We start from the raw sequence: 26,991 nt of genomic DNA on the forward strand, positions 1-26,991 counted from the left end.
TTGACGGGGGCGAGTAATTGCCCCAATCTCAGTACAGTGATCTTCTACCGCAGTCCGTAGGCCGGAAAAGGCGTTCACGCCGCCATCCGGCATTGAAGTGCCTGATGGCGACGCTGGCGCGTCTTATCAGGCCTACAACAGAAACTAATGAGTACCAAAACGATGAGTCTGAACCTGGTAAGTGAACAATTGCTAGCGGCGAATGGCCTGAAACATCAGGATCTGTTTGCCATTCTGGGCCAACTGGCCGAACGCCGTCTTGACTACGGCGATCTCTATTTTCAGTCGAGCTATCACGAATCCTGGGTTTTAGAAGACCGCATCATTAAAGACGGTTCTTACAATATCGATCAGGGTGTTGGCGTGCGCGCCATCAGCGGCGAAAAAACAGGGTTTGCCTATGCAGACCAGATTAGCCTGCTGGCGCTGGAGCAAAGTGCTCATGCTGCCCGTACTATCGTGCGTGACAGCGGTGACGGCAAAGTAAAAACGCTGGGAGCGGTTGAGCATCAGGCGCTTTACACCTCGGTTGATCCGTTACAGAGCATGAGCCGCGAAGAGAAACTGGATATTCTGCGTCGCGTTGATAGCGTGGCCCGTGCCGCCGACAAACGCGTCCAGGAAGTAACCGCCAGCCTGACCGGTGTTTATGAACTGATCCTGGTAGCCGCGACCGACGGTACGTTGGCCGCTGACGTTCGTCCGCTGGTACGCCTGTCCGTAAGCGTACAGGTGGAAGAAGATGGTAAGCGCGAGCGCGGCGCCAGCGGTGGTGGCGGTCGTTTTGGCTATGACTATTTCCTGGGCGACCTCGATGGTGAAGTCCGTGCTGACGCGTGGGCGAAAGAGGCCGTACGCATGGCGTTGGTTAATCTGTCCGCAGTAGCAGCGCCTGCTGGTACGCTGCCGGTAGTACTCGGCGCTGGCTGGCCTGGCGTTCTGCTGCATGAAGCGGTCGGTCATGGTCTGGAAGGCGACTTTAACCGTCGTGGTACCTCGGTATTCAGCGGTCACATGGGTGAGCTGGTGGCGTCGGAACTGTGTACCGTTGTGGATGATGGCACAATGGCGGACCGTCGTGGCTCTGTGGCTATTGATGATGAAGGCACTCCGGGTCAGTACAACGTGCTGATCGAAAACGGTATTCTGAAAGGCTACATGCAGGACAAACTGAACGCGCGCCTGATGGGCGTTGCGCCAACGGGTAACGGTCGCCGTGAATCTTACGCGCACCTGCCGATGCCACGTATGACCAACACCTACATGCTGCCTGGGAAATCCACGCCGCAGGAAATCATCGAATCCGTTGAATACGGTATTTATGCGCCTAACTTCGGCGGCGGCCAGGTGGATATCACCTCCGGGAAATTCGTGTTCTCGACGTCTGAAGCGTATCTGATTGAAAACGGTAAAGTAACCAAACCGGTGAAAGGCGCGACGCTGATTGGGTCTGGTATCGAAGCGATGCAGCAGATTTCAATGGTAGGTAACGACCTGAAGCTGGATAACGGGGTTGGTGTGTGCGGTAAAGAAGGGCAGAGCCTGCCGGTGGGCGTGGGCCAGCCGACGCTGAAGGTGGATAACCTGACGGTAGGTGGTACTGCATAACATCATGATGTATGCCCGATAAGCACCAGTGCTATCGGGCATCTTTCCGGACGCGGTGTCAACGCCTTATCCGGCCAATACTCTTTTTATTTCTCTTTTCCCCGGCCGTACATCCCCTGAAAAAGCTGCGCCACATCGACAAAATAATCCGTCAGATAGTTAATCACTACCTGGACCTTGAGCGGCAATTTGTCTTTTTCGGTATACAGCGCATAGACCGGACGCGGATCCGACTGGTAGCGGGGAAGGAGGATCTCCACTTCGCCACGATTGATCTCATTGATCACCCACATCAGCGGCACATAGGCAATGCCCGCACCCGCAGCCAGCCAGCGCACCAATGTCATCGGATCGTTAGTCACAAAACGCCCCTCTGGTATCAGACGGGTGGAAATTCCTTCCGGAGCGATAAGCTCGAATTCATTATCCGGGCGCACGCTGTATTCCAGCCACGAGTGGTTGCTGAGATCGGCGGGTTTCTCCGGGGCACCAAACTGTGCGAGATAGCTTTTAGCCGCGCAGACTACCATCGGCATGGCGCCCAGGCGACGCGAGAACAGACTGGAGTCCTGCAACGCACCGACGCGGATAACCACGTCCAGACCATCGGCGATTAAATCCGGTGCCGGGATGCCTGTTACCAGATTTACCGTCAGACCGGGGTATTCCTTCAGCATTGTCGCGGTCAATCCGGCGAGGACATTTTGTGCCATGGTTGAAGAACAACCAATGCGCAGCGTGCCGATGGGCGTGTTGTTAAAGGCATAAAGCTGCTCGTGAACATCCTGCGCTTCGTGCAGCATTCTCCGGCAGCCCTGGTAGTAGATTTTACCGGCTTCGGTCAGCCCAATGCTGCGTGTACTGCGGTTTAGCAGCTTAACCTGTAGCTCATCTTCCAGTTTGGAGACCGTCTGGCTTATCGATGAAACGCTCATTTGTAGCTGTCTTGCGGCGGCGGTGAAGGAGCCCAGTTCGACGACTTTGGCGAACACCGACATACGTTTTAATCGTTCCATTGTTCACTCTGGCTTAAAAGTGATTTAGATCACATAATATAGATAACAGCATAACAGTTACGTTAATATATTATTATTCAAATAACAGCTATGTCGCTCTCGCCTGGCTCATCCTTGCCCTTCTCTGCGGTGACATACGCTAGAAAATCTATCACCTGCACTCTCTTAAGTTACCAAGGTCAACATGAGTCTGTTTCCCGTTATCGTGGTGTTTGGCTTGTCCTTCCCACCGATTTTTTTCGAATTACTTTTGTCACTGGCGATTTTCTGGCTGGTGCGCCGGATGCTGGTTCCAACCGGCATCTATGATTTTGTCTGGCATCCGGCTCTGTTTAACACCGCGCTGTATTGCTGCCTGTTCTATTTAATAACGCGCCTGTTCGTTTGAGGTTGAAGTGAAAACACTAACAAAAAAACTCTCCCGTACGGCCACGACTCTCGTACTGGTCATTCTGGCCTTCATCGCTATTTTTCGCGCATGGGTGTATTACACCGAGTCGCCATGGACACGTGATGCGCGTTTCAGCGCGGAAGTTGTCGCTATTGCGCCGGATGTTGCGGGTCTTATTTCCAACGTTAACGTCCATGATAACCAACTGGTGAAAAAGGATCAGATTCTGTTCACCATCGATCAGCCACGCTACAAGAAAGCCCTTGAGCAGGCCGAAGCTGATGTTTCTTATTATCAGGTTCTGGCCCAGGAAAAACGCCAGGAAGCTGGTCGTCGTAACCGCCTGGGCGTGCAGGCCATGTCTCGTGAAGAGATTGACCAGTCAAACAACGTCCTGCAAACCGTATTACACCAGCTTGCGAAAGCGCAAGCGACCCGCGACCTGGCAAAATTAGATCTGGAACGTACCGTCATTCGCGCACCAGCTGACGGTTGGGTCACTAACCTGAACGTCTATAGCGGCGAATTTATTACGCGTGGTTCCACAGCGGTGGCACTGGTCAAACAGCATTCTTTCTATGTGCTGGCCTATATGGAAGAAACCAAACTGGAAGGCGTTCGCCCTGGATATCGCGCTGAGATCACCCCGCTTGGCAGTAATAATGTCTTAAAAGGCACCGTTGATAGCGTGGCGGCGGGGGTAACAAATGCCAGCAGTACGCAGGATGCAAAAGGTATGGCGACCATTGATTCAAATCTGGAATGGGTGCGCCTGGCGCAGCGTGTACCGGTGCGAATCCGCCTTGATGAGCAGCAGGGAACTCTGTGGCCTGCCGGGACGACGGCTACCGTTGTCATTACCGGTAAGCAGGACCGTGATGCCAGCCAGGAGTCCTTCTTCCGTAAAATGGCGCACCGCCTGCGTGAGTTTGGTTAATCGCGATGGGTATTTTCTCCATTGCCAACCAGCATATCCGCTTTGCGGTAAAACTGGCATGCGCGATTGTACTGGCGCTGTTCGTTGGTTTTCACTTCCAACTTGAGACTCCGCGTTGGGCGGTGCTGACTGCAGCTATTGTGGCGGCAGGCCCGGCCTTTGCTGCGGGTGGGGAACCCTATTCAGGGGCTATTCGCTATCGCGGCATGCTGCGTATTGTCGGGACATTTATCGGTTGTATTGCCGGACTGATCATTATCATCAGTATGATCCGCGCTCCGTTATTGATGATACTGGTGTGCTGTATCTGGGCCGGTTTTTGTACCTGGATCTCGTCACTGGTGAAGATCGAGAACTCCTATGCCTGGGGGCTTTCGGGCTATACAGCGCTGATCATCGTCATTACCATTCAGGCTGAACCGCTGCTGACACCACAATTTGCGCTCGAACGTTGCAGTGAAATTGTGATGGGGATTGTCTGTGCCATTGTGGCCGATCTGCTTTTCTCTCCCCGTTCGATAAAACAAGAGATTGATGTTGAGCTGGACAGCCTGCTGGTGGCGCAATATCAACTGATGCAGTTGTGCATTAAGCACGGCGACAGCGAGGTTGTGGATAAAGCCTGGGGCGATTTAGTCCGTCGTACGGCAGCGCTGGAAGGTATGCGCAGTAACCTGAATATGGAGTCTTCACGCTGGGGGCGTGCTAACCGCAGGCTTAAAGCATTGAACACGCTGTCGCTCACGCTCATCACGCAGTCCTGTGAAACCTATCTTATTCAGAACACCCGACCGGAACTGATTACTGATACTTTCCGCGAGTTGTTCGATACGTCGGTTGAAACGGCGCAGGATGTCCATAAACAGCTGAAGCGGATGCGTCGGGTGATTGCCTGGACTGGCGAGCGCGAAACGCCGGTCACCATATACAGCTGGGCGGGGGCTGCGACGCGCTACCTGCTGCTCAAACGTGGTGTGGTGAGTAATACCAAGATTAGCGCTACGGAAGAAGAGATCCTGCAAGGTGAGCCGGTGGTGAAAGTGGAGTCTGCCGAGCGTCATCATGCGATGGTTAACTTCTGGCGTACCACGCTTTCTTGTGTGCTGGGAACCTTATTCTGGTTGTGGACCGGATGGACCTCCGGCAGCGGCGCAATGGTGATGATTGCGGTCGTCACCTCGCTGGCAATGCGTTTGCCAAATCCTCGCATGGTGGCGATAGACTTTATCTATGGGACGTTGGCAGCGTTACCGCTCGGAGCGCTCTATTTCCTGGTGATTATCCCCAATACGCAACAAAGTATGTTCCTACTGTGCCTGAGCCTGGCGGTGCTGGGATTCTTTCTGGGGATTGAGGTACAGAAACGACGGCTGGGATCGATGGGGGCGCTGGCCAGCACTATTAATATCATTGTGCTGGATAACCCGATGACCTTTCACTTTAGCCAGTTCCTTGACAGTGCGTTGGGGCAAATTGTTGGCTGCGTGTTGGCGTTTATCGTCATTCTGCTGGTGCGTGATAACTCTCGTGACAGAACGGGCCGCGTGTTGCTCAACCAGTTTGTCTCGGCGGCGGTTTCAGCGATGACCACCAACGTAGTCCGTCGTAAAGAAAATCATCTTCCGGCACTTTATCAGCAGCTTTTTTTGCTGATGAACAAGTTTCCTGGCGACCTGGCTAAGTTTCGCCTGGCGCTGACGATGATCATCGCGCACCAGCGCCTGCGTGATGCGCCGGTACCGGTAAACGAGGATCTATCCGCATTCCATCGCCAGCTTCGTCGAACTGCCGATCACGTAATTTCAGCAGGAAATGACGACAAGCGCCGACGCTACTTTAGCCAGTTACTGGAGGAGCTTGATATCTACCAGGAAAAATTAATTATCTGGCAAGCACCACCGCAGGTTACCGAGCCAGTAAAACGACTCAGCGGGATGCTGCACAAATACCAGCATGCGCTGGTCAGTAATTAAGAGTTGAAAACCGACGCTAAAAGCGTCGGTTTTTTTATGGCTATACTTACCTGAAAATGCGAGAGACCCCTGAATATTGGCGGTCTGTAGAGTAGCTGGCGTCGGGATGGTGGCTATAGATGAACATCTATACATTTGATTTTGACGAGATAGAAGATCAGGGCGATTTCTATCGCGAGTTCACGCGCACGTTCGGTCTGGCGCGGGAAAAGGTGGTTGATTTGGATTCTATGTGGGAGGTGGTGATCGGGGAAGTCTTGCCGCTGCCGCTGGAAATTGAATTTGTCCATTTGCCTGACAAACTACGCAGGCGATACGGCGCATTGATTTTACTGTTCGATGAAGCGGAAGAAGAGCTGGAAGGGCAGTTGCGTTTTAACGTTCGTCACTCAATGTAAGACATAAAAAAGCCCCCGGCAGGCGGGGGCAAGTCGTCGGACTTAGACGACGAGGGTTTATTTGTAGAGTTCTGCAGTAGCGTGCCAGTGAGCACCTTCACGGAGTTCGGTGACGCGATAGCTGCTGGCGCCTGCTTTTTCAGCTTTAGCGGCGATGGCCTGGCGCATGTCCATTGGTGAACTACCGATCTGAGAGACGGAGACGCTACCGATGGATTGCAGATTCTGTGCTTCTTGTGAGTTCACCTGAGTAACCGCGGCGCTTGCACCGAAGGAGAGAACAGAAAGAAGGCTTAAGGTTGCAATAGTAGTTTTGATTTTCATGATATTTACCTCGTCGAATTCTTTTATTGGGGTCTATGTTTCGTGACCCTCATCACAAAATCAAGTATACACTAATCACCCGATAAATTAATACCACGCTAATTGTTTCATTGGGTTTTGAGTATTAAGAAAATGATTTCTTATAACTCAATGGAATTAAAAAGAGCATTTTAAACAACTTGTATAAATTAAATTTAATTAAATCATGCAGATACTTGATTTTGCAAAATGTGCGTTTTTAAGGCTGCGTATTCACCATGTGAATGTATTTTGATGGTTAAACGCACCATTTGTTAAATCAATAGCAGTGGAAAAGAGAAGGAGGGGGATGAAAAGAGAGTGTTTTCCCCCGCCGCGAGGCGGCGGGGAGGCGGTATTACAGTTCTTGTTCGAACAGTTCCAGAATGGCTTCGTACAGATCTTTTACCGTAAAACCCTTAGCTGGGGTGGTGAAGATGGTATCGTCACCGGCAATCGTACCCAGGATACCTTCCGCTTTCCCCAATGAGTCCAGCAGACGTGCAATCAACTGAGCAGCGCCGGGGCTGGTATGAATAACCACAACCGCATCGTTATAGTCGATATCCAGCACCAGATTTTTCAGCGGACTGGAGGTCGTGGGTACGCCCAGCTCAGCCGGAAGGCAGTACACCATTTCCATTTTCGCATTGCGGGTACGCACGGCGCCAAATTTGGTCAGCATGCGTGAAACCTTGGACTGATTGATATTATCAAAGCCCTGATCCTGCAACGCGAGGACGATTTCGCCTTGAGAGCTGAACTTTTCTTCTTTAAGCAGCGCTTTAAACGCCTTTACTAATTCTTCTTGTTTTGCCGAGCTTCGCATAAGTCACCCGTAATATGGCGGTAGAAACAACATTATTGTGCATACAGATGAATTTTTATGCAAACAGTCTGCCTTTTTCAAGGCTGAAATAATGTTATGAAAGAGCGGAATTTTATCAAATTTCGTTATCAAGAAACATGCCTGTGTCACGGCTCGCAAATAAGGTTAAAAGTAAATTAAATGTTATCAAATTGATGTTGTTTTGAGAGGTGGGTAGGGTATATTGTCAGCACCTGTTGGAAAGTTGCTCTACTGTGTGGGTGGTTTTGAATTACGTAACTTAGGTTTTATTTTACGTAAGTTAAATGCATAAAAGCCAAATTTGCGTGACTACGCATTCTTGACGCGTGGTTGTTGTATTCATTGGATTTGTGAATTAAGGTCGCCGCCGCGGAGCAATAGACATTTTGCTTATCAATATAATAAGGAGTTTAGGATGAAAGTTGCAGTCCTCGGCGCTGCTGGTGGTATCGGTCAGGCGCTAGCATTACTGTTAAAAACCCAACTGCCTTCAGGTTCAGAACTCTCCCTGTACGACATCGCTCCAGTAACACCTGGTGTGGCCGTTGATTTGAGCCATATCCCTACTGCTGTGAAAATCAAAGGCTTCAGCGGCGAAGACGCTACCCCTGCACTGGAAGGTGCTGATGTGGTACTGATCTCTGCGGGCGTCGCACGTAAACCGGGTATGGATCGTTCCGACCTGTTCAACGTCAACGCCGGTATCGTGAAGAACCTGGTCCAGCAAGTTGCTAAAACCTGCCCGAAAGCGTGTATCGGTATCATCACCAACCCGGTGAATACTACCGTTGCTATCGCTGCAGAAGTGCTGAAAAAAGCAGGCGTATACGATAAGAACAAACTGTTTGGCGTGACCACGCTGGACATCATCCGCTCCAACACCTTTGTTGCGGAACTGAAAGGCAAACAACCTGGCGACGTTGAAGTTCCGGTTATTGGCGGCCACTCTGGCGTAACCATCCTGCCACTGCTGTCACAAATTCCTGGCGTAAGCTTCACCGAACAAGAAGCCGCTGACCTGACTAAACGTATCCAGAATGCGGGTACTGAAGTTGTGGAAGCCAAAGCTGGTGGCGGTTCTGCAACCCTGTCTATGGGTCAGGCTGCTGCACGTTTCGGCCTGTCCCTGGTTCGCGCATTGAGCGGCGAAAAAGGTGTGGTTGAATGTGCTTACGTTGAAGGCGACGGCCAGTATGCTCGTTTCTTCTCTCAGCCGCTGCTGCTGGGTAAAAACGGCGTAGAAGAGCGTCAGTCTATCGGCAAGCTGAGCGCGTTTGAACAAAGCTCGCTGGAAGGCATGTTGGATACGCTGAAAAAAGATATTACTCTGGGCGAAGAGTTCGTTAAGTAACGCGAAGAAAGGCCTGCATGTATTTGTAGGCCTCATAAGCGTAATGCCATCAGGCATTACGTACTAACTCTCTACGATATCGCCTAAAAAAAACCGGAGCCAACATGAACTGCACCCAAAAAGTTGGACACCCAACGAAGTAAGGTGCAGTTTTTTATGGTCAGTAGGCCGCCAGACGTGACGTTAATTGGTGGCTGGGTATTCCTGGATCGTTACCTGCAGCGTCAACTGTTTGTCATCACGCATCACGACAACGGAGATAACTGAACCTGGTCGAATCTCTGCCACCTGGTCCATCGTTTCCAGTGCAGACACTGCCGGTTTGTTATTGACCGAGATAATCAGATCGTTAACCTGAATGCCTGCCTGCGCAGCCGGACCGTCCGGGGCTACTTCGTTAACCACAATCCCCTGAATTTGATCCATCCCGCCGCCCTGAGCGTGCAGTGGTGCAATTTCGCGACCGCTGATGCCGATGTAGCCACGAATCACGCGCCCGTCACGAATCAGCTTATCCATGATTTTAGTCGCCAACTGAAACGGAATGGCAAAGCCGATCCCTTCCGGGGTTTCGCCATCGTTGCTCTTATCAAATGACAGCGTGTTAATCCCCATCAATTCACCCAGTGAGTTGACCAGCGCACCGCCGGAGTTTCCGTGGTTGATGGAAGCATCTGTTTGCAGGAAGTTTTGCCGTCCTGTTGGGTTCAGGCCAATTCGACCGGTGGCGCTGATGATCCCCTGAGTGATGGTTTGCCCAAGGTTGTACGGGTTACCGATGGCGAGTACCACGTCACCAATGTGCGGCACGCGTTTGTTATTAATTGGGATTGTTGGCAGCCCGCCAGTGGTGTTGATTTTCAGCACCGCAAGGTCGGTTAACGTATCAGACCCCACAAGCAGCGCTTCAAATACGCGGCCGTCCTGCAATGCGACGATGATTTGGTCGGCATCGTTAATGACGTGCTTATTGGTAATGATATAGCCGCGCTGATCCATGATAACGCCTGAGCCGAGCGTGCGGATCTCAAGCTGGTTGTGCGCGGTACTGTTCATACTGCGGTTATAAACGTTCACGACGGCAGGCGCTGCGCGGCGAACCGCCGGGTTATAGCTAGCGGGCGTTTCATCTGCACTGTCGAACTGCGGTGCGGTAAGCGTATTAATTTTTCGCAGAGAGGGCATCGCGGCCAGCAGGATGGCGCCGACGATTAAACCAATCGCGACCGAACGTAAAAGCTTCACAAACATGATGGCGGCGTCATTAATAAAGGGAACGGCTGCAGCATATCACGAGTTTACCGGACATCACACGAGGGGCTGATGTCCGGTTGCATGCGTTAACGCAGGAGCAGGTAAATACTCTCGTTACCGCGCACCACCTGCAGAGCAATGATCGACGGTTTCGCTTCCAGCACTTTGCGCATTTCGGCGATTGAGTTTACGCGATCGCGGTTAACACCAATGATAACGTCATCTTTATGCAGACCGGCCTGTGCGGCAGGGCTGCTTTTTTCTACGTTATCAATTCTGATGCCTTTGGTGCCGTCTTTTAACTGACCGTCGCTGAGCGTGGCCCCTTGCAACGCAGGCGCAATCATCTCTGCGCTGGCGGACGAAGATGTGCTGGTATCGAGGGTGACTTCAACCTCCAGCGGTTTACCGTTACGCAGCAGGCCCAGTTTGACCTTGGTCCCAGGTTCGGTTGTCGCAATGCGTGAACGCAGTTCGGCGAAGCTGTTAAGCGGTTTACCGTTGAGGCTGGTAATGACGTCACCGGATTTCACCCCCGCTTTTGCGGAGCCGGAGTTAGGCAGAACCTCACTGACAAACGCCCCACGCTGTACGTCCAGTTTGAACGCTTTGGCGATATCGGAGGTCATCTCGGTGCCTTTGATGCCCAACAGACCGCGTTTGATTTCACCAAACTGCATCAGCTGCTGTGCCAGCGTGCGCGCCATGTTGCTCGGGATTGCAAAACCAATCCCTATGCTGCCGCCGCCGGGGGCCAAAATCGCGGTGTTAATACCGATCAGCTCACCGTTCAGGTTGAGCAATGCGCCGCCGGAGTTACCGCGGTTGATAGAAGCGTCAGTCTGAATAAAGTTTTCCAGACCTTCCAGATTCAATCCACTGCGACCCAAAGCCGATACAATGCCGGAGGTGGCCGTTTGACCCAAACCGAACGGGTTACCCACAGCCACCGCGAAATCACCTACGCGGAGTTTGTCTGAGTCGGCAATAGCAATTTGTGTCAGGTTGCTGGGGTGCTGAATTTGTAGCAGTGCGATATCGCTCTGATCGTCGCTGCCGATAAGCTTAGCGTCGAACTCACGGCCATCATTAAGCTGAACGCTGATTTTTTGCGCCTGGTTAATGACGTGGTTATTGGTCAGGACGTAGCCTTTGGCGGCATCAATAATGACCCCTGAACCCAGCCCTTCAAAAGGTTGTGAAGGTTGATCGGGAAGTTCATCACCAAAAAACTTTTTGAACTCTTCCGGGACTTTCTGCCCCTGAGTGGCGGTGCCTTCGACCCTTACGCTCACCACTGCTGGTAACACTTTCTCCAGCATCGGAGCGAGGCTGGGAAGCGCTGCCTGACCGGGAACCTGGCCGGGAATCGACGCAATGGCCGGGAATGGCGCCGAGAGAGTTAACCCGACACTTAACGCTAATGCACTCAACAGCTGGGTTTGTTTTTTCATGGATCCTGCTCTCGTACCTTGAGTAAACGGAAGATGATTCAAAACAGGTTGATGTTATTGAATTTTCGGTTAGGTCACAATGCGGCTAACGACTAAATAATAGCTGGGACAGGAAGAGAAGCGGAGGGCGCAATTGCTGCGCCCAATAAATTTCTTAACGATGTGCGGTTAGTCGCGCTTTGCGCCGCTACGCAGCAGGCCGGATGCCCCTTCAGAATAGTCACGTGGCATCTGAACCGGCGCCTGATCGTTGCCTGCTTCAGACTCTGCCAGACGGTTACGGAACGGGTTGTTTTCCGGCGACATACCCGGCAGCAGGTTGCTGGAGCTTTTCGCCATGTGTTGGTAAATCTGACGATAATCGTCCGCCATGTTATCCAGCAATTCAGCGCTGCGGGCAAAGTGGCTCACCAGCTCTTCGCGGTACTCTTCCAGCTCAGCTTTATTTTTTTCCAGTTCGTACTGCAATGCCTGCTGTTGGCGTAATTTACGATTACCAAAACGCATGGCTACAGCACCAATAATGATACCGACGACTAACCCAATTAGCGCATATTCCCAGGTCATGAACATCTCCCGTTGTCTTGTGTTTCCGTAGGGTGTTGGCTTTAGGCTCCATGCCTGCGCCTGATTATGCCACTATAACCGCTAATCCCGTAGAAGTGGAATCCCGTGTTTATATCACGTAATGTAGAACGGCCTTTTTTTCGTCAACCGTGAGCGACGGCACATCGATTCTCAAGGAATAACAATAACATCATGCAAAGCCTTTCCCCGACATCGCGTTACCAGCAAGCCCTCAGCGACGGCAGTCATCAGCCCGACAACGTACAACTCGAAGCCGTGAATCGACTGGAAACAATTTTCCAGGCGCTTACGACACCAGCACGTCCTGCACCGCAGGAGAGCGGACTGATGGCGCGTTTTGGTAAATTGCTGGGCAAGCGTGAGTCGCCGATCAACGCATCGGTGCGTGGCTTGTATATGTGGGGCGGAGTTGGGCGTGGAAAAACCTGGCTGATGGATCTGTTTTACCATAGCCTGCCGGGCGAACGTAAACAGCGTTTGCACTTTCACCGTTTTATGCTGCGCGTGCATGAAGAGCTTACTGCCTTACAAGGGCAGAGCGATCCGCTGGAAATCATCGCCGACCGCTTTAAGGCCGAAACGGACGTGCTGTGCTTCGACGAATTTTTTGTTTCTGATATCACCGACGCCATGCTGCTTGGCGGCCTGATGAAGGCGCTGTTTGCCCGTGGCATTACGCTGGTGGCGACCTCCAATATTCCGCCAGATGAGCTATATCGCAACGGTTTGCAACGCACGCGTTTTCTTCCTGCCATTGATGCCATCAAACAGCATTGTGACATCATGAATGTCGATGCCGGCGTCGATTATCGTCTGCGTACCTTAACGCAGGCGCATTTGTGGTTGTCGCCATTGAATGAGGAAACCCGCCAGCAGATGGATAAGCTCTGGCTGGCATTAGCGGGAACCAAAGGTGAACATGCGCCAACGCTGGAGATTAACCATCGTCCTATGCAAACCCTGGCTGTAGAAAATCAGACGCTGGCGGTGTCGTTTACCACGCTCTGTGTCGATGCCCGGAGTCAGCATGACTACATTGCGTTGTCGCGTCTGTTTCACACGGTGCTGTTGTCTGATGTGCCGGTCATGACCCCGCTGATGGAGAGTGAAGCGCGACGCTTTATCGCATTGGTGGATGAGTTCTATGAACGCCACGTCAAGCTGGTGGTCAGTGCGGCATCACCCCTCTATGAAATTTATCAGGGCGAGCGTCTGAAGTTTGAATTTCAGCGTTGTTTGTCGCGTTTGCAGGAGATGCAAAGCGAAGAGTATCTGAAACGGGAACATTTAGCCGGTTAAACCTGCCGCAAATCACATAAAGGGGTCGATCTTTGACCCTGACTTCTCTATAATCTTGCGACCCCACGTTACGAGAGAGTTTTTTTCCCAAAACTTTCTATGCGCCGGCATAGGCTATTCGAAGGGGTAGGTTTGCTGGACAATGTCGTGTGAACCTCAACTGACAAAACGTTTGGGTGTTCACCAACGTGTAACTTATTTATTTGGGTAAGCTTTTAATGAAAACTTTTACAGCTAAACCAGAAACCGTAAAACGCGACTGGTATGTTGTTGACGCGACCGGTAAAACTCTGGGCCGTCTGGCTTCCGAACTGGCTCTGCGCCTGCGCGGTAAGCACAAAGCGGAATATACTCCGCACGTAGATACCGGTGATTACATCATCGTTCTGAACGCTGACAAAGTTGCTGTAACCGGCAACAAGCGTACTGACAAAGTGTACTATCACCACACCGGCCACATCGGTGGTATCAAACAAGCGACCTTTGAAGAGATGATTGCTCGCCGTCCTGAGCGTGTGCTTGAAATCGCGGTTAAAGGCATGCTGCCAAAAGGCCCGCTGGGTCGTGCTATGTTCCGTAAACTGAAAGTTTACGCTGGCAACGAGCACAACCACGCGGCACAGCAACCGCAAGTTCTTGACATCTAATCGGGATTATAGGCAATGGCTGAAAATCAATACTACGGCACTGGTCGCCGCAAAAGTTCCGCAGCTCGCGTTTTCATCAAACCGGGCAGTGGTAAAATCGTAATCAACCAACGTTCTCTGGAACAGTACTTCGGTCGTGAAACTGCCCGCATGGTAGTTCGTCAGCCGCTGGAACTGGTCGACATGGTTGAGAAACTGGATCTGTACATCACTGTTAAAGGTGGTGGTATCTCTGGTCAGGCTGGTGCGATCCGTCACGGTATCACCCGCGCTCTGATGGAGTACGACGAATCCCTGCGTGGCGAACTGCGTAAAGCTGGCTTCGTTACTCGTGATGCTCGTCAGGTTGAACGTAAGAAAGTCGGTCTGCGTAAAGCACGTCGTCGTCCTCAGTTCTCCAAACGTTAATTGTACTCTGCTTCGGCAGACGACAATTTGCGAAAAAACCCGCTTCGGCGGGTTTTTTTATCGTTATTTCTCGCCTCAGATCCACGCTAATCCGCTGATTGCCACCTCTTTTTCCCCATTTCAAGAATCGACTCACCACAAAGGTCACAAAATCTGGTAAACTATCATCCAATTTTCTGCCCAAATGTCCGGTATCGTTCATTTTTTGTTTGTATTTTGAACAGCAATGACTTTCCCGAGCCTGGGTGACATCACTTCTGGCTGGCCACTGAGTGGCTGGTAGCAGTAAAAATTCTGAATATACCTGGAGGTTTTCATGGCTGTCGCTGCCAACAAACGTTCGGTAATGACGCTGTTTTCTGGTCCTACTGACATCTATAGCCATCAGGTCCGCATTGTGCTGGCTGAGAAAGGTGTTAGTTTCGAGATTGAGCATGTGGAGAAGGACAATCCACCTCAGGATCTGATCGACCTCAACCCGAATCAGAGCGTACCGACACTGGTGGATCGTGAGCTGACCCTGTGGGAATCTCGCATCATTATGGAATACCTGGATGAGCGCTTCCCGCATCCGCCGCTGATGCCGGTTTACCCGGTTGCGCGTGGTGAAAGCCGCCTGTACATGCAGCGTATTGAAAAAGACTGGTACACGCTGATGAATGTCATCGTGAACGGTTCTGCATCTGAAGCCGAAGTCGCGCGTAAGCGTCTGCGCGAAGAACTGCTGGCAATTGCGCCAGTATTTGGCCAGAAACCTTACTTCCTGAGCGATGAGTTCAGCCTGGTAGACTGCTACCTGGCGCCGCTGCTGTGGCGTTTACCGCAGCTGGGCATTGAATTCAACGGCGCAGGTTCGAAAGAACTGAAAGGGTACATGACTCGCGTCTTCGAACGTGACTCTTTCCTGGCTTCTCTGACTGAGCCTGAACGTGAAATGCGTCTGGGCCGGGGTTAACCTGTATGGATTTGCCACAGCTAACACCACGCCGTCCGTATCTGCTGCGCGCGTTCTATGAGTGGTTGCTGGACAACCAGCTCACGCCGCATCTGGTGGTGGATGTGACGCTCCAGGACGTGCAGGTTCCAATGGAATATGCGCGTGACGGGCAAATTGTTCTGAATATTGCACCGCGTGCGGTGGGCAACCTGGAACTGGCTAACGATGAAGTGCGCTTTAACGCGCGCTTCGGTGGTGTGCCGCGTCAGGTGTCTGTGCCGTTGGCTGCCGTTCTGGCAATTTATGCACGTGAAAATGGCGCCGGTACGATGTTCGAACCGGAAGCCGCCTACGACGAAGATGTTGCCAGCTTAAATGATGACGACAACGACGCGTCTGGTTTTGAGAGTGAAACGGTCATGTCGGTCATTGATGGCGATAAGCCTGATAATGGCGACGACAACGATCCGGATGATACTCCGCCACCGCCTCGCGGTGGGCGTCCAGCGCTGCGCGTAGTGAAATAAATAGTGAAATAAAAAACAGGCCCTTTGGGGCCTGTTCTGTTTTCTGGCTTTGGCATCAATAAAACAGCGCGATGGTGGCTACCATATTCACCACAAATCCTACTGCCATCGGGATTGCTGTACGTTTTACCACTTCAAAGGGCGATACGCCGGCAATACCCGATGTCACGACAATGACCGCGGTAATGGGTGACACCGCCCGGGCCAGCGTAGTGGCAAAATGCATCGGCATAATCATTACTACGGCAGGAATATGCAGCCCGGCGGCAATATCCGGAATGAGGCTGGCAAAAGACATAAACGGCGCGTTGCCTGACCCCATGACGATCGCACAGGCGGCAATGACTACAGCCATGATGATCATCACGCCGATGCCGCCAAGACCGGAATGCTCTGCGCCTTTTATGACGGCGTCGACAGTCCCGATAGTCGTCAACCCTTTCGCAAAGATTTCACCGGCGACCACCAGCGTGACAACGTTGGCAAACTGCGTCCCCATGCCGTCAAAAAAAGCCTGCACATCATCCATCGTTTCGCGCAGATTATGTTTATGCAGGAATTCAACAAACATAGTCAGCGTCATGCTCATCAACATCACCACCACCAGATTCAACTCTGCTTTCATTAGTCCCATTTGTGCAAGGGCAAGCGAGCCCAGCATCAGGATCAGCGGCATGACAGGTAGAATGGCGTAATAGAGCGGAGGTACGTTTTCCAGCGTCTTTTGTTCCGCAAATCCGTTACTTTCCGGTGCGGCTTTTTTATCAAATTGACGCTGAACGAAAAAATGCGCAATGGCGACGGCGACAATGACACACGACGCGACGGGCAACTGGTATTGAAAGAAATAGGTGGCGATTTTCATGCCCGCGACCTGCGCGGCAAAAATAGAGTTGGTTTCCAGAATGCCCCATTCAATCGACATCGAAGTGGCAATGACCGCAACAGCGGATAAACGGCTCACGCCAAGACTAACCAGTGTTGGGAACAGCGTCACCATCAGCAACATACCTAACCCGGATGCGCTGGTAATGAACTGCGCCATGATCTGACCAATCACATAGGTGGCGGCAAGAACTACATAGGGGGAACGGATTAGCTTGAGCGGGCGACTTAACAGGCTAACCATCGCTCTGCTGGCCCCCATTCTGTCCATATAACGGGCATAACCGCCCACCGCCATGATTGATAACCCCAGTCCGGCCGCACGGTTGGAGAGCATACGCAAAATTTCGTTGTAAATATCGACCAGTAGATAGCCACTGCTTTTGTCGTCAGCGACCAACGCGCCGTAGCCCAGCCAGACGCCGCAGATCATCAGGAAGATCCCGGCGGCGGCCAGCACGACCTGCGGTTTGTAGTTTTTGAGGATCAGGTAACCCATCGTTAATAAAACGATGACAGAGATAATGATGCCGAACATTGTTTCACTCCATGCCAGAGAAGAAGATAAATCCGGTAATAACGCTGTTGTCAAAACGGATGTTATATTTTTCTGGGCATTTTTTATGGAGTGAATATCTTATTTTTAATTCAATGATGTAATTATTTATCGTTATAAAATAGAAGGTTATGATAAATTATCACGTTCATGTTCATAATTTTCATGAAGCTATTTAACTCCATTCAATTAAAATGAGGCAGAAGATACTCGCTTAAAATAATATTGCTGTTACGTATATTATCAATAAGCCAGCCGGATCAGATCGTCCATCATTTCACCCTGCTTTCGATCCTGTGTTAGGATAAACCCGCTGTTGTTTGTCACCACGACTTAGCTGAATGGACCCTATGAACGCATTTGATTCGCAAGCTGAAGACTCTCCATCCACCATTGGCCGTAGCTTACGCAATCGCCCGTTGGCGCGTAAAAAACTGTCTGAAATGGTTGAAGAAGAACTGGAGCAGATGATTCGTCGTCGGGAATTTGGCGAGGGCGAACAGTTGCCGTCTGAGCGGGAGCTGATGGCCTTCTTTAACGTGGGCCGTCCTTCTGTACGAGAAGCGCTGGCCGCGTTAAAACGCAAAGGTCTGGTACAAATCAACAACGGCGAGCGCGCCCGCGTTTCGCGTCCTTCAGCTGATACCATCATTAGCGAGCTGTCTGGTATGGCGAAAGATTTCCTCGCACATCCCGGCGGCATTGCCCACTTCGAGCAGTTGCGACTGTTCTTTGAATCCAGCCTGGTACGATACGCCGCCGAACATGCGACAGATGAGCAAATCGCCAGACTGGCTAAAGCACTGGAGATCAACAGCCAGTCGCTCGATGACAATACGTTGTTCATCCGCTCGGACGTTGATTTTCACCGTGTACTGGCTGAGATCCCGGGTAATCCTATCTTTATGGCTATCCATGTTGCGCTGTTAGACTGGCTGATTGCCGCCCGTCCGACCGTTGCCGATCAAGAGTTGTATGAGCACAACAACGTGAGTTATCTGCAGCATATCGCGATTGTAGAAGCTATTCGTCAGCGCGATCCTGAGGAAGCTGACCGCGCACTGCAAGAACACCTCAACAGCGTTTCCGCGACCTGGCACGCCTTCAGCAAAAGTAAAAAATTGCGTAAGTGATCGCGATCCTGACGATCGTTTAAACACAAAATCATTCAAGTTGCATCAAGGCGGCAGGAGAGCGAGTTCCCTGGAGCATAGATAACTATGTGACAGGGGTGAGCGAACGCAGCTAACGCAGAGGCGACTCGAAGGGTGACGTGTTTAGTGAAGTAGATCGCACTATAAGCGTTCTCTATTGTATTGCTGCTTATTTGATCTGGTATAACAGGTATAAAGGTATGCAGTCAGATAACACTAATCATCGTCAGAGGTCGTTATGGCAAGAGATTTAAAAGGCGTAATGCCAGCGTTGTTAACCCCATTCGATAACCAACAGAGACTGGACATCGAGAGTTTGCGCCGCCTGGTGCGTTTCAACATTGGTCAGGGTGTAGACGGGCTCTATGTCGGTGGCTCAACGGGTGAGGCCTTTGTCCAAAACCGCGTTGAAAGAGAGCAGGTACTGGAAATTGTTGCCGAAGAGGCAAAGGGCAAGGTGACGTTGATTGCCCACGTTGGCACGGTGAGCACCGAAGAGAGCGAACAGCTGGCGAGCGCCGCACATCGTTACGGCTTTGATGCGGTTTCGGCCGTCACGCCGTTTTACTATCCGTTCAGCTTTGAAGAACATTGCGATCACTACCGCGCAATTATTGATTCCGCTGATGGTTTACCGATGGTGGTCTATAACATTCCGGCGCTGAGCGGCGTAAAACTGACGCTGGATCAGATCAACACGCTGGTGACGCTGCCAGGTGTTGGCGCACTAAAGCAAACTTCGGGCGATCTCTATCAGATGGAGCAGATCCGCCGCGCCCATCCGGATCTGGTGCTGTACAACGGTTATGACGAGATCTTCGCTTCTGGTCTGCTCGCGGGCGCAGATGGCGGCATCGGTAGCACTTACAACATCATGGGATGGCGTTATCAGGGAATTGTGAAAGCGCTCAAAGAAGGTGACATCCGCACGGCGCAAAAGCTGCAAACCGAGTGCAATAAAGTTATCGATCTGCTTATTAAGGTTGGCGTGTTCCGCGGCCTGAAAACAGTGCTGCACTATATGGATGTGGTTTCTGTTCCACTGTGCCGTAAACCCTTTGCTCCGGTAGATGAACGCTATCTGCCGGAACTGAAAGCGCTGGCAAACCAACTGCTGGCGGAAAAGGCGTAATCGCGGGTCGCCGGGGGCGCTTCGCTTGCCCGGCCTGGATTTTTCGACCGTAGGCCGGGTAAGGCAAAGCCACCACCCAGCACAACAACAAAAATCGTCGGGAGAGTAAAATGAGTACTTCTACCCAGAGCATCCCGTGGTATCGCCATCTCAATCGGGCACAATGGCGGGCATTTTCCGCCGCCTGGCTGGGATATTTGCTTGATGGTTTCGATTTTGTGTTAATCGCCCTGGTGCTGACAGAAGTGCAGGGCGAATTCGGACTGACGACGGTGCAGGCCGCCAGCCTGATCTCGGCCGCCTTTATCTCCCGTTGGTTTGGCGGGTTAATGCTGGGGGCAATGGGCGACCGCTACGGACGCCGCCTGGCAATGGTCACCAGCATCATTCTGTTCTCTGTGGGAACGCTGGCCTGCGGTTTCGCGCCGGGCTACACCACCATGTTTATCGCCCGCCTGGTTATCGGTATGGGAATGGCCGGTGAGTATGGCTCCAGCGCAACCTATGTTATTGAAAGTTGGCCTAAACACCTGCGAAACAAAGCCAGTGGTTTCCTGATTTCCGGCTTTTCCGTTGGTGCCGTGATCGCCGCCCAGGTTTACAGCCTGGTGGTCCCGGTCTGGGGATGGCGTGCGCTGTTTTTCATCGGCATCCTGCCAATTATCTTCGCCCTCTGGCTGCGTAAAAATATTCCGGAAGCGGAAGACTGGAAAGAGAAACACGAAGGCAAAGCGCCGGTACGCACGATGGTGGACATTCTCTACCGGGGCGAGCATCGGGTAATTAATATTCTGATGACGCTCGCCGCTGCAACCGCGCTGTGGTTCTGCTTTGCTGGCAACCTGCAAAATGCGGCTATCGTGGCGGTCCTGGGACTGATATGCGCCTTTATCTTCATTAGCTTTATGGTGCAAAGCAGCGGGAAACGCTGGCCGACGGGCGTGATGCTGATGGTGGTCGTGCTATTTGCCTTCCTGTACTCGTGGCCGATTCAGGCGCTGTTGCCAACCTATCTGAAAACGGAACTGCTGTACGATCCTTCCACGGTGGCCAGAGTGCTCTTCTTTAGCGGCTTTGGTGCGGCGGTTGGTTGTTGCGTCGGCGGTTTTCTTGGTGACTGGCTGGGCACGCGTAAAGCCTATGTCTGCAGTCTGCTGGCCTCGCAGTTGCTGATTATTCCGGTATTTGCGATAGGCGGTTCAAACGTTTGGGTACTGGGTTTGCTGCTGTTTTTCCAACAAATGCTCGGCCAGGGGATCTCCGGGATCTTACCAAAACTGATTGGCGGCTATTTCGATACCGATCAGCGTGCGGCGGGATTGGGCTTCACCTATAACGTGGGCGCACTGGGCGGGGCTTTGGCACCGATCATCGGCGCGCTGATTGCCCAACGTCTTGATCTGGGTACCGCGCTGGGATCGCTCTCTTTCGGCCTGACATTTGTAGTGATCCTGCTGATTGGTCTTGATATGCCGTCCCGTGTACAGCGCTGGCTGCGTCCTGAAGCGTTGCGTACGCATGATGCCATTGATGGTCGACCGTTTAGCGGTGCCGTGCCGTTCGGCGGTGACAAAAGCACCATGGTGAAATCCAAAAGTTAATCCAATTGCCCGGTGCTGAACCGGGCAATAGCCGTAAGGGAAGAAATATGTCGTTCTTCGAGCTACAGAGCGCCACCACGATGCATGAGGCTGCGCCATGACCACACTGGCGATTGATATTGGCGGCACCAAATTGGCTGCCGCGCTGGTAGAGAACAATCTGCAAATCCGCGAGCGGCATGAACTGCCGACGCCTGCCAGTAAAACGCCGCAAGCGCTGCGCGCTGCGTTACAAACACTGGTTGCACCGCTACAGGGGCGTGCTAATCGGGTGGCGATCGCCTCGACGGGGATTATCCGTGAGGGGGCTTTGCTGGCGCTGAATCCGCATAACCTCGGCGGGTTGATGCATTTTCCGCTGACACAAACGCTGGAACAAATCACCGACCTGCCGACGCTGGCCGTCAATGACGCACAGGCAGCGGCGTGGGCTGAGTACCATGCGCTTGGTGGTGAGTACCGCGATCTGGTGTTTATTACCGTCTCCACAGGCGTGGGCGGGGGAGTCGTCAGCGGTGGGAAACTGCTGACCGGAATCGGCGGTCTTGCTGGGCATTTGGGACATACGCTGGCTGACCCGCATGGGCCCATGTGCGGCTGCGGGCGTGTGGGCTGCGTTGAGGCGATCGCATCCGGTCGTGGAATAGCGGCGGCAGCCGAAGGCGCGCTTGCCGGATGCGACGCCAAAACTATTTTTAGCTGTGCCGGGCAGGGGGATGAGCAGGCAAGTCGGTTGATCCATCGCTCAGCGCGAACATTGGCAAGGCTTGTTGCCGATGTGAAGGCCACGACCGATTGCCAGATTGTGGTGATTGGCGGCAGCGTTGGGCTGGCTGAAGGGTATCTGGCGCTGGTGGAACATTATCTGGCACAAGAGCCTTTGGCCTATCACGTGGAATTGCTGGCGGCGCATTACCGTCATGACGCTGGATTACTGGGGGCCGCGCTGTTGGCCCAGGGAGAATGATGATGATATCAGATGCGTTGAATTCACTGCCTTCTGCCGGATTACATCCGGTCTTGCAGCAGGCGTTAACGCTTGCCATTGCGGCGAATCCGCAGGAGAAGACGCCTGGGCGCTACACGTTGCAGGGCGAGAATATTTTTATGAATGTCATGCAATTTACAACGCAGAGCCCAGAGCAAAAGAAAGCGGAGCTGCATCAGCAGTACATTGATATTCAGATGCTGTTGTCCGGCGAAGAACGTATTCTGTTTGGGATGACCGATTCTGCTCGTCACTGCGAAGAGATGCACGTTGAGGATGATTATCAGCTGTGCAGTCAGATTGCCGATGAGCAGGCTATGGTACTGAAGCCGGGAAAATTTGTGATTTTTATGCCGGGCGAGCCGCATAAACCGGGTTGTGTGGTGCAGGCCCCGATGGACATCAAAAAGGTGGTGATCAAAGTCCGCGCCAGTTTATTACAAGCTTGAGAATGAGAGACTGTGTCGGATGGCAAGGCTTACGCCATCCGACATGGAATGTAACGACCTAGCGCTTAAACGTCACCGTTTCTGGCTGCGTCAGATGCAGTGTGGTTTGGCTTGGGACCGTCTCGGCAATGACTCGACCATGACGAATGGAATAACGGGCAGGCGTCTGGCGACGAACCGCGTCAAACCCATTTTCTGCAGGCAAAATCACCAGATTCGCAGAATTCCCCACGTTCAGACCGTAGTCCTGCAGGTGCAGGGTTTTCGCGCTGTGGGTGGTGACCAGGTTCAACCCATCGTTAATTTGTCCGTATCCCATCAACTGGCACACGTGTAATCCCATATGCAGCACCTGCAGCATATTCGCAGTGCCCAGCGGGTACCACGGATCGAAGACGTCATCATGACCGAAGCAGACGTTGATCTCCGCCTCCAGCATCTCTTTGACGCGCGTAACACCACGACGCTTAGGGTACGTGTCGAAGCGCCCTTGCAGGTGAATATTCACCAGTGGATTTGCGACAAAGTTAATACCGGACATTTTCAACAGACGGAAAAGACGGGAAGCATACGCGCCGTTATAGGAATGCATTGCCGTGGTATGGCTGGCGGTCACGCGTTCGCCCATATTGTAGCGATGCGCCAGGGCCGCAACGGTTTCAACAAAGCGGGATTGCTCATCATCGATTTCGTCACAGTGCACGTCGATAAGTCTGTCGTATTTTTGCGCCAGAGCGAAAATCTTATGCAGCGACTCCACGCCATATTCACGCGTGAATTCAAAGTGCGGGATCGCGCCAATGACGTCGGCGCCCAGACGCACGGCTTCCTCCAGGAGCGCTTCACCGTTGGGATAAGAAAGAATGCCTTCTTGCGGGAACGCGACAATCTGTAGCTCTACCCACGGAGCGACTTCTTGCTTCACCTCCAGCATGGCTTTTAGCGCCGTCAACGTAGGGTCGGAAACGTCAACGTGAGTACGGACATACTGGATGCCGTTGGCCATCTGCCACTTCAGGGTCTGCATGGCGCGCGCTTTGACGTCTTCGTGAGTGAGCATTGCCTTACGTTCAGCCCAGCGCTCAATGCCCTCAAACAGCGTACCAGACTGATTCCAGCTCGGCTCGCCCGCGGTTTGCGTAGTGTCCAGATGGATATGTGGCTCAACGAACGGTGGGATAGCCAGACCGCCTTCAGCATCAAGCACTTCACCCTGTGGTATCGTCGCTGCGTCTTGAGGCTCAATACGGCTAAAGCGCCCGTTTTCAATCGTGATTTGCCATAACCCTTCACGTCCCTGTAAACGCGCCTGATGAATGGTGATGTTATTATTCTGCATGGCTGACCTCCGGGGATTTAGCAAGGCTGCGATTGAAAAGTGGATTCAGCAGGATATAGCTGAATACGCCGCCGAGTACGGCGTTGACGGGCACAATACCGGGAATATAGTGACCTGCGGCAATGCCCAGTGCAACGGACAGGATAGCTATCCAGTTTACGGAAATAAATTGCGCTTTGCTGAAGTCGGCGTATCGGCGATGGTTCAGCAGATAGTCGGCGATGATCACCCCGCCAATCGGGGGAATCGCTGCCGACAGAAATGTCAGCCAGCCGACAAAGTTATTGTAAAGCCACAGCGCGCACAGTGTGCCGATAATACCGTTAGCCACCGACAGCGTACGGCTGGAAAGGCCGGTAATATTGGCAAATCCCAGGCCCGATGCGTACAACGCATTATCGTTGGTGGTCCAGATATTCAGGCCGAGAACGATGATCGCGGGCAGCAGCAGTCCCTGGGCAATCATCACGTCAGAGATATCCGCCTGTCCAACCGCAGCCGCGCCCGCAGCGCCGAAGATGAACATCAAGGAGTTACCAAGGAAAAACGCCACCATGGCGATCAGCACCGCGCCTTTGGCGTTGCGGCCAAAACGGACGAAGTCAGCGGTTAACGTTCCTGCGCTGACAAACGAGCCGACTACCAGCGCCAGTGCGGTGGAGAAATCCAGCGGCGTTTGCGGCACTATCGCTTTTAAATGCTCCAAACCGCCGACATCGCTTACCGCCAGCCAGACAGAGTAGCTGCCAAGAATGACGATGGCAGGTACGGCGATGATAGACAAAACGGTCAGTGCCGAGATGCCAAAAAAGATGGTCAGGGTCATCAACAGCCCGGAAACCGCAATCAGGATATTAACGTCAATCCCTGTCGCTTTACCCACCGGGATAGCAAACATGGCCACACCGACGCCAAACCAGCCTACCTGTGTACCGCCTAATAGCAGGGAGGGAAGCCATGAACCTTTCACACCAAATGAGTAACGCGCCAGAAGGTGGGTTGAGAGCCCTGTTTTTGCGCCGATAAAACCGAGAAATGCAGTGTAAATACCGAGGAGAAGATTACCGAAGAGAACAGCCAGGAAGAAATCATTATAAGAAAGACCGGTACCCAGTGTGCCACCGGTCCACATACTGGCGGAAAAGAATGTGAGTCCCAACATGACAAACGTTAGTGGAACTACGCCTTTTCGCGCCGCCAGAGGGACGGGGCCCTGGCTATAATTGTTGTCTTGCGACACAACGCCTCCATGAATTTTGCCCAAAAAATCCGCCGCATAATATACAGTTCTCAACGTAAAGCAAACGTTTTCGTTTGATTTTTACATGGTTATTATTCATGATGTTGATGTGTTTGGGGTGTTAAGGTTATTTGCCCTGTTTACTAAAGGTGTTGTCAGACTGGCTTAATCGGCAGGTTTGGCGGTATTGCGGCAGGAATTTGGCATCTCACCCACCAGGGCAGATGAGATGCCTTAAGAGGCTGTATTACACTTCCAGGTAGTTCAGGATGCCGTCCGCCGCTTTACGACCTTCGGCAATCGCGGTGACTACCAGATCCGAACCGCGCACGATGTCACCACCGGCGAAGATTTTCGGGTTGCTGGTCTGGAAGGCGTTGTCGCTGCGCTCTGGAGCAATAATGCGGCCCTGAGAATCCAGTTCGACGCTGTGTTTTGCCAGCCACTCCATACTGTGCGGACGGAAGCCAAACGCCAGTACCACCGCATCTGCCGGAACAACGTGTTCGGAACCGGCGACGATCTCCGCGCGGCGACGCCCTTTAGCATCCGGTTCGCCCATTTCGGTACGCGCCATTTTCACACCGCATACCTTACCGTTGGCGTTCACTTCCACGCCTAAAGGCTGGACGTTGAACTGGAATTCGACGCCTTCTTCACGCGCATTTTTCACTTCGCGTTTGGAACCCGGCATGTTTTCTTCGTCACGACGATAAGCGCAGATAACGTGCGCTGCGTTCTGGCGAACCGAGGTCCGCACGCAGTCCATCGCGGTATCGCCGCCGCCGAGAACGACGACGCGTTTGCCTTCCATACTGATGTACGGCTCGTCGCTGCTTTCGCCAAACCCCATCAACTGTTTGGTATTGGCGATCAGGAACGGCAGGGCATCAAATACGCCGGAAGCGTCTTCGTTCTCCAGCCCACCGCGCATAGACTGATAGGTACCTACGCCAAGGAACACGGCGTCATAATCTTTCAGCAGGGAGTCAAGCTGTACATCGCGGCCCACTTCCACGTTCAATTTGAACTCAATGCCCATACCGGTGAAGATTTCACGACGGCGGGTCATCACCTCTTTTTCCAGTTTGAAGGCTGGAATACCGAAGGTCAGCAGACCGCCGATTTCCGGGTGGCGGTCAAATACCACCGCCTTCACGCCGTTGCGGGTCAGCACATCAGCACAGGCCAGGCCTGCCGGACCGGCACCGATGATCGCCACGCGCTTGTCGGTTTGACGCACGCCGGTCATATCCGGGCGCCAGCCCATTTCGAATGCTTTATCGTTGATATAGCGCTCGATGTTGCCGATAGTTACCGCGCCGAACTCATCGTTCAGCGTACAGGATCCTTCACACAGACGATCCTGCGGGCACACGCGGCCACAGACTTCCGGCAGAGTGTTGGTCTGGTGCGACAGTTCTGCTGCTTCAAAAATACGCCCCTCGTTCGCCAGTTTCAGCCAGTTCGGGATGTAGTTATGCACCGGGCACTTCCACTCGCAGTACGGGTTACCGCAGGACAGGCAACGGTCTGCCTGTGCTTTGGCCTGGCCTTCGGAAAACGGCTCGTAGATCTCGATAAACTCGATCTTACGGATCTTCAGCGGCTTCTTAGGCGGATCAACGCGCTGCAGGTCGATAAATTGGTATACGTTCTGACTCATT

26 protein-coding genes are annotated in these 26,991 nt (G+C 52.6%); 16 read left to right on the plus strand and 10 right to left on the minus strand.

What is annotated here, in order from left to right:
* Positions 1-162: 162 nt before the first annotated feature.
* Entirely contained in the window at positions 163-1,608 is a 1,446-nt protein-coding gene (gene tldD, locus IB222_RS02315) for a metalloprotease TldD (protein ID WP_003025183.1), read from the plus strand.
* 86 nt (positions 1,609-1,694) lie between these two features.
* Here tldD and aaeR read toward each other — a convergent pair whose 3' ends face one another.
* Positions 1,695-2,624 carry an HTH-type transcriptional activator AaeR gene (aaeR, locus tag IB222_RS02320; protein WP_003828817.1) on the minus strand — a complete coding sequence of 310 codons (930 nt, stop codon included), beginning with the start codon at positions 2,622-2,624 and terminating at the stop codon, positions 1,695-1,697.
* Positions 2,625-2,808: 184 nt separating this feature from the next.
* On the opposite strand from aaeR, the gene aaeX reads away from it, so the two are divergent.
* The 4 genes from aaeX to IB222_RS02340 all read left to right on the plus strand — a co-directional run bounded on the left by aaeX (position 2,809) and on the right by IB222_RS02340 (position 6,323).
* Complete coding sequence (gene aaeX, locus IB222_RS02325) at positions 2,809-3,012, plus strand: p-hydroxybenzoic acid efflux pump operon protein AaeX (RefSeq protein ID WP_003828816.1); 204 nt, start codon at positions 2,809-2,811, stop codon at positions 3,010-3,012.
* Positions 3,013-3,019: 7 nt separating this feature from the next.
* Positions 3,020-3,952 (plus strand): p-hydroxybenzoic acid efflux pump subunit AaeA, encoded by a 933-nt coding sequence (gene aaeA / locus IB222_RS02330; protein WP_003828814.1) that lies wholly within the window; start codon positions 3,020-3,022, stop codon positions 3,950-3,952.
* Between the two features lie 5 nt (positions 3,953-3,957).
* Positions 3,958-5,925, plus strand: a complete 1,968-nt coding sequence (gene aaeB / locus IB222_RS02335) for a p-hydroxybenzoic acid efflux pump subunit AaeB (protein WP_003828813.1) — start codon at positions 3,958-3,960, stop codon at positions 5,923-5,925.
* A gap of 119 nt (positions 5,926-6,044) precedes the next feature.
* The gene (locus IB222_RS02340; RefSeq protein WP_149385009.1) at positions 6,045-6,323 is read left to right on the plus strand and encodes a hypothetical protein; all 279 of its coding nucleotides are present in this window, start codon (positions 6,045-6,047) and stop codon (positions 6,321-6,323) included.
* A 57-nt stretch (positions 6,324-6,380) separates the two neighbouring features.
* Here IB222_RS02340 and yhcN read toward each other — a convergent pair whose 3' ends face one another.
* Both yhcN and argR read right to left on the minus strand, forming a co-directional pair.
* On the minus strand, positions 6,381-6,647 hold the full coding sequence (gene yhcN / locus IB222_RS02345; RefSeq protein ID WP_003828812.1) for a peroxide/acid stress response protein YhcN: 267 nt from the start codon (positions 6,645-6,647) through the stop codon (positions 6,381-6,383).
* Between the two features lie 376 nt (positions 6,648-7,023).
* Positions 7,024-7,494, minus strand: coding sequence for a transcriptional regulator ArgR (argR, locus tag IB222_RS02350; RefSeq protein WP_003025162.1), 471 nt, complete (start codon positions 7,492-7,494; stop codon positions 7,024-7,026).
* A gap of 436 nt (positions 7,495-7,930) precedes the next feature.
* Here argR and mdh point away from each other — a divergent pair, with 436 nt between their 5' ends.
* Positions 7,931-8,866, plus strand: coding sequence for a malate dehydrogenase (mdh, locus tag IB222_RS02355; RefSeq protein ID WP_008785953.1), 936 nt, complete (start codon positions 7,931-7,933; stop codon positions 8,864-8,866).
* A gap of 183 nt (positions 8,867-9,049) precedes the next feature.
* Here mdh and degS read toward each other — a convergent pair whose 3' ends face one another.
* From degS to zapG, 3 genes are all read right to left on the minus strand, one after another.
* Positions 9,050-10,117: an outer membrane-stress sensor serine endopeptidase DegS gene (gene degS, locus IB222_RS02360; protein ID WP_149385008.1), complete on the minus strand. Its 1,068-nt coding sequence runs from the start codon at positions 10,115-10,117 to the stop codon at positions 9,050-9,052.
* 89 nt (positions 10,118-10,206) lie between these two features.
* Entirely contained in the window at positions 10,207-11,574 is a 1,368-nt protein-coding gene (gene degQ, locus IB222_RS02365) for a serine endoprotease DegQ (RefSeq protein ID WP_003828805.1), read from the minus strand.
* 168 nt (positions 11,575-11,742) lie between these two features.
* On the minus strand, positions 11,743-12,141 hold the full coding sequence (zapG, locus tag IB222_RS02370; RefSeq protein ID WP_003025147.1) for a Z-ring associated protein ZapG: 399 nt from the start codon (positions 12,139-12,141) through the stop codon (positions 11,743-11,745).
* A 192-nt stretch (positions 12,142-12,333) separates the two neighbouring features.
* Here zapG and zapE point away from each other — a divergent pair, with 192 nt between their 5' ends.
* The 5 genes from zapE to sspB all read left to right on the plus strand — a co-directional run bounded on the left by zapE (position 12,334) and on the right by sspB (position 15,980).
* On the plus strand, positions 12,334-13,461 hold the full coding sequence (gene zapE / locus IB222_RS02375; protein ID WP_126317333.1) for a cell division protein ZapE: 1,128 nt from the start codon (positions 12,334-12,336) through the stop codon (positions 13,459-13,461).
* 218 nt (positions 13,462-13,679) lie between these two features.
* Positions 13,680-14,108 (plus strand): 50S ribosomal protein L13, encoded by a 429-nt coding sequence (gene rplM / locus IB222_RS02380; RefSeq protein ID WP_003025141.1) that lies wholly within the window; start codon positions 13,680-13,682, stop codon positions 14,106-14,108.
* Positions 14,109-14,123: 15 nt separating this feature from the next.
* A complete protein-coding gene (rpsI, locus tag IB222_RS02385; protein ID WP_003025138.1) occupies positions 14,124-14,516 on the plus strand; it encodes a 30S ribosomal protein S9 in 393 nt (130 codons plus the stop codon).
* Between the two features lie 316 nt (positions 14,517-14,832).
* Positions 14,833-15,471 carry a stringent starvation protein SspA gene (gene sspA, locus IB222_RS02390; protein ID WP_003025132.1) on the plus strand — a complete coding sequence of 213 codons (639 nt, stop codon included), beginning with the start codon at positions 14,833-14,835 and terminating at the stop codon, positions 15,469-15,471.
* Positions 15,472-15,476: 5 nt separating this feature from the next.
* Entirely contained in the window at positions 15,477-15,980 is a 504-nt protein-coding gene (sspB, locus tag IB222_RS02395) for a ClpXP protease specificity-enhancing factor (RefSeq protein ID WP_003025130.1), read from the plus strand.
* Between the two features lie 55 nt (positions 15,981-16,035).
* Here the strand turns inward: sspB and dcuC are convergent, their stop codons facing one another.
* The gene (gene dcuC, locus IB222_RS02400) at positions 16,036-17,403 is read right to left on the minus strand and encodes an anaerobic C4-dicarboxylate transporter DcuC (protein ID WP_003828798.1); all 1,368 of its coding nucleotides are present in this window, start codon (positions 17,401-17,403) and stop codon (positions 16,036-16,038) included.
* 359 nt (positions 17,404-17,762) lie between these two features.
* Between dcuC and nanR the strand changes: the two genes are divergently transcribed.
* The 5 genes from nanR (at position 17,763) to nanQ (ending at position 22,745) form a co-directional block, all read left to right on the plus strand.
* Positions 17,763-18,554, plus strand: coding sequence for a transcriptional regulator NanR (nanR, locus tag IB222_RS02405; protein WP_149385007.1), 792 nt, complete (start codon positions 17,763-17,765; stop codon positions 18,552-18,554).
* 259 nt (positions 18,555-18,813) lie between these two features.
* Positions 18,814-19,707, plus strand: coding sequence for an N-acetylneuraminate lyase (gene nanA, locus IB222_RS02410; RefSeq protein WP_149385006.1), 894 nt, complete (start codon positions 18,814-18,816; stop codon positions 19,705-19,707).
* A gap of 110 nt (positions 19,708-19,817) precedes the next feature.
* The gene (gene nanT / locus IB222_RS02415) at positions 19,818-21,308 is read left to right on the plus strand and encodes a sialic acid transporter NanT (protein WP_048215451.1); all 1,491 of its coding nucleotides are present in this window, start codon (positions 19,818-19,820) and stop codon (positions 21,306-21,308) included.
* Between the two features lie 97 nt (positions 21,309-21,405).
* Positions 21,406-22,275 (plus strand): N-acetylmannosamine kinase, encoded by an 870-nt coding sequence (gene nanK, locus IB222_RS02420; protein ID WP_149385005.1) that lies wholly within the window; start codon positions 21,406-21,408, stop codon positions 22,273-22,275.
* Positions 22,276-22,277: 2 nt separating this feature from the next.
* Positions 22,278-22,745, plus strand: coding sequence for an N-acetylneuraminate anomerase (gene nanQ / locus IB222_RS02425; RefSeq protein ID WP_003828788.1), 468 nt, complete (start codon positions 22,278-22,280; stop codon positions 22,743-22,745).
* 58 nt (positions 22,746-22,803) lie between these two features.
* Here nanQ and IB222_RS02430 read toward each other — a convergent pair whose 3' ends face one another.
* The 3 genes from IB222_RS02430 to IB222_RS02440 form a co-directional block, all read right to left on the minus strand.
* Entirely contained in the window at positions 22,804-24,084 is a 1,281-nt protein-coding gene (locus IB222_RS02430) for a cytosine deaminase (protein ID WP_063941618.1), read from the minus strand.
* Entirely contained in the window at positions 24,074-25,324 is a 1,251-nt protein-coding gene (gene codB, locus IB222_RS02435) for a cytosine permease (RefSeq protein WP_149385004.1), read from the minus strand. The genes IB222_RS02430 and codB overlap by 11 nt, the downstream gene beginning before the upstream one ends.
* Before the next feature lie 247 nt (positions 25,325-25,571).
* A complete protein-coding gene (locus tag IB222_RS02440; RefSeq protein ID WP_149385003.1) occupies positions 25,572-26,990 on the minus strand; it encodes a glutamate synthase small subunit in 1,419 nt (472 codons plus the stop codon).
* Position 26,991: the final 1 nt, after the last annotated feature.

It is taken from the genome of Citrobacter sp. C13 (assembly GCF_014596815.2).
Lineage (GTDB): Bacteria > Pseudomonadota > Gammaproteobacteria > Enterobacterales > Enterobacteriaceae > Citrobacter > Citrobacter portucalensis.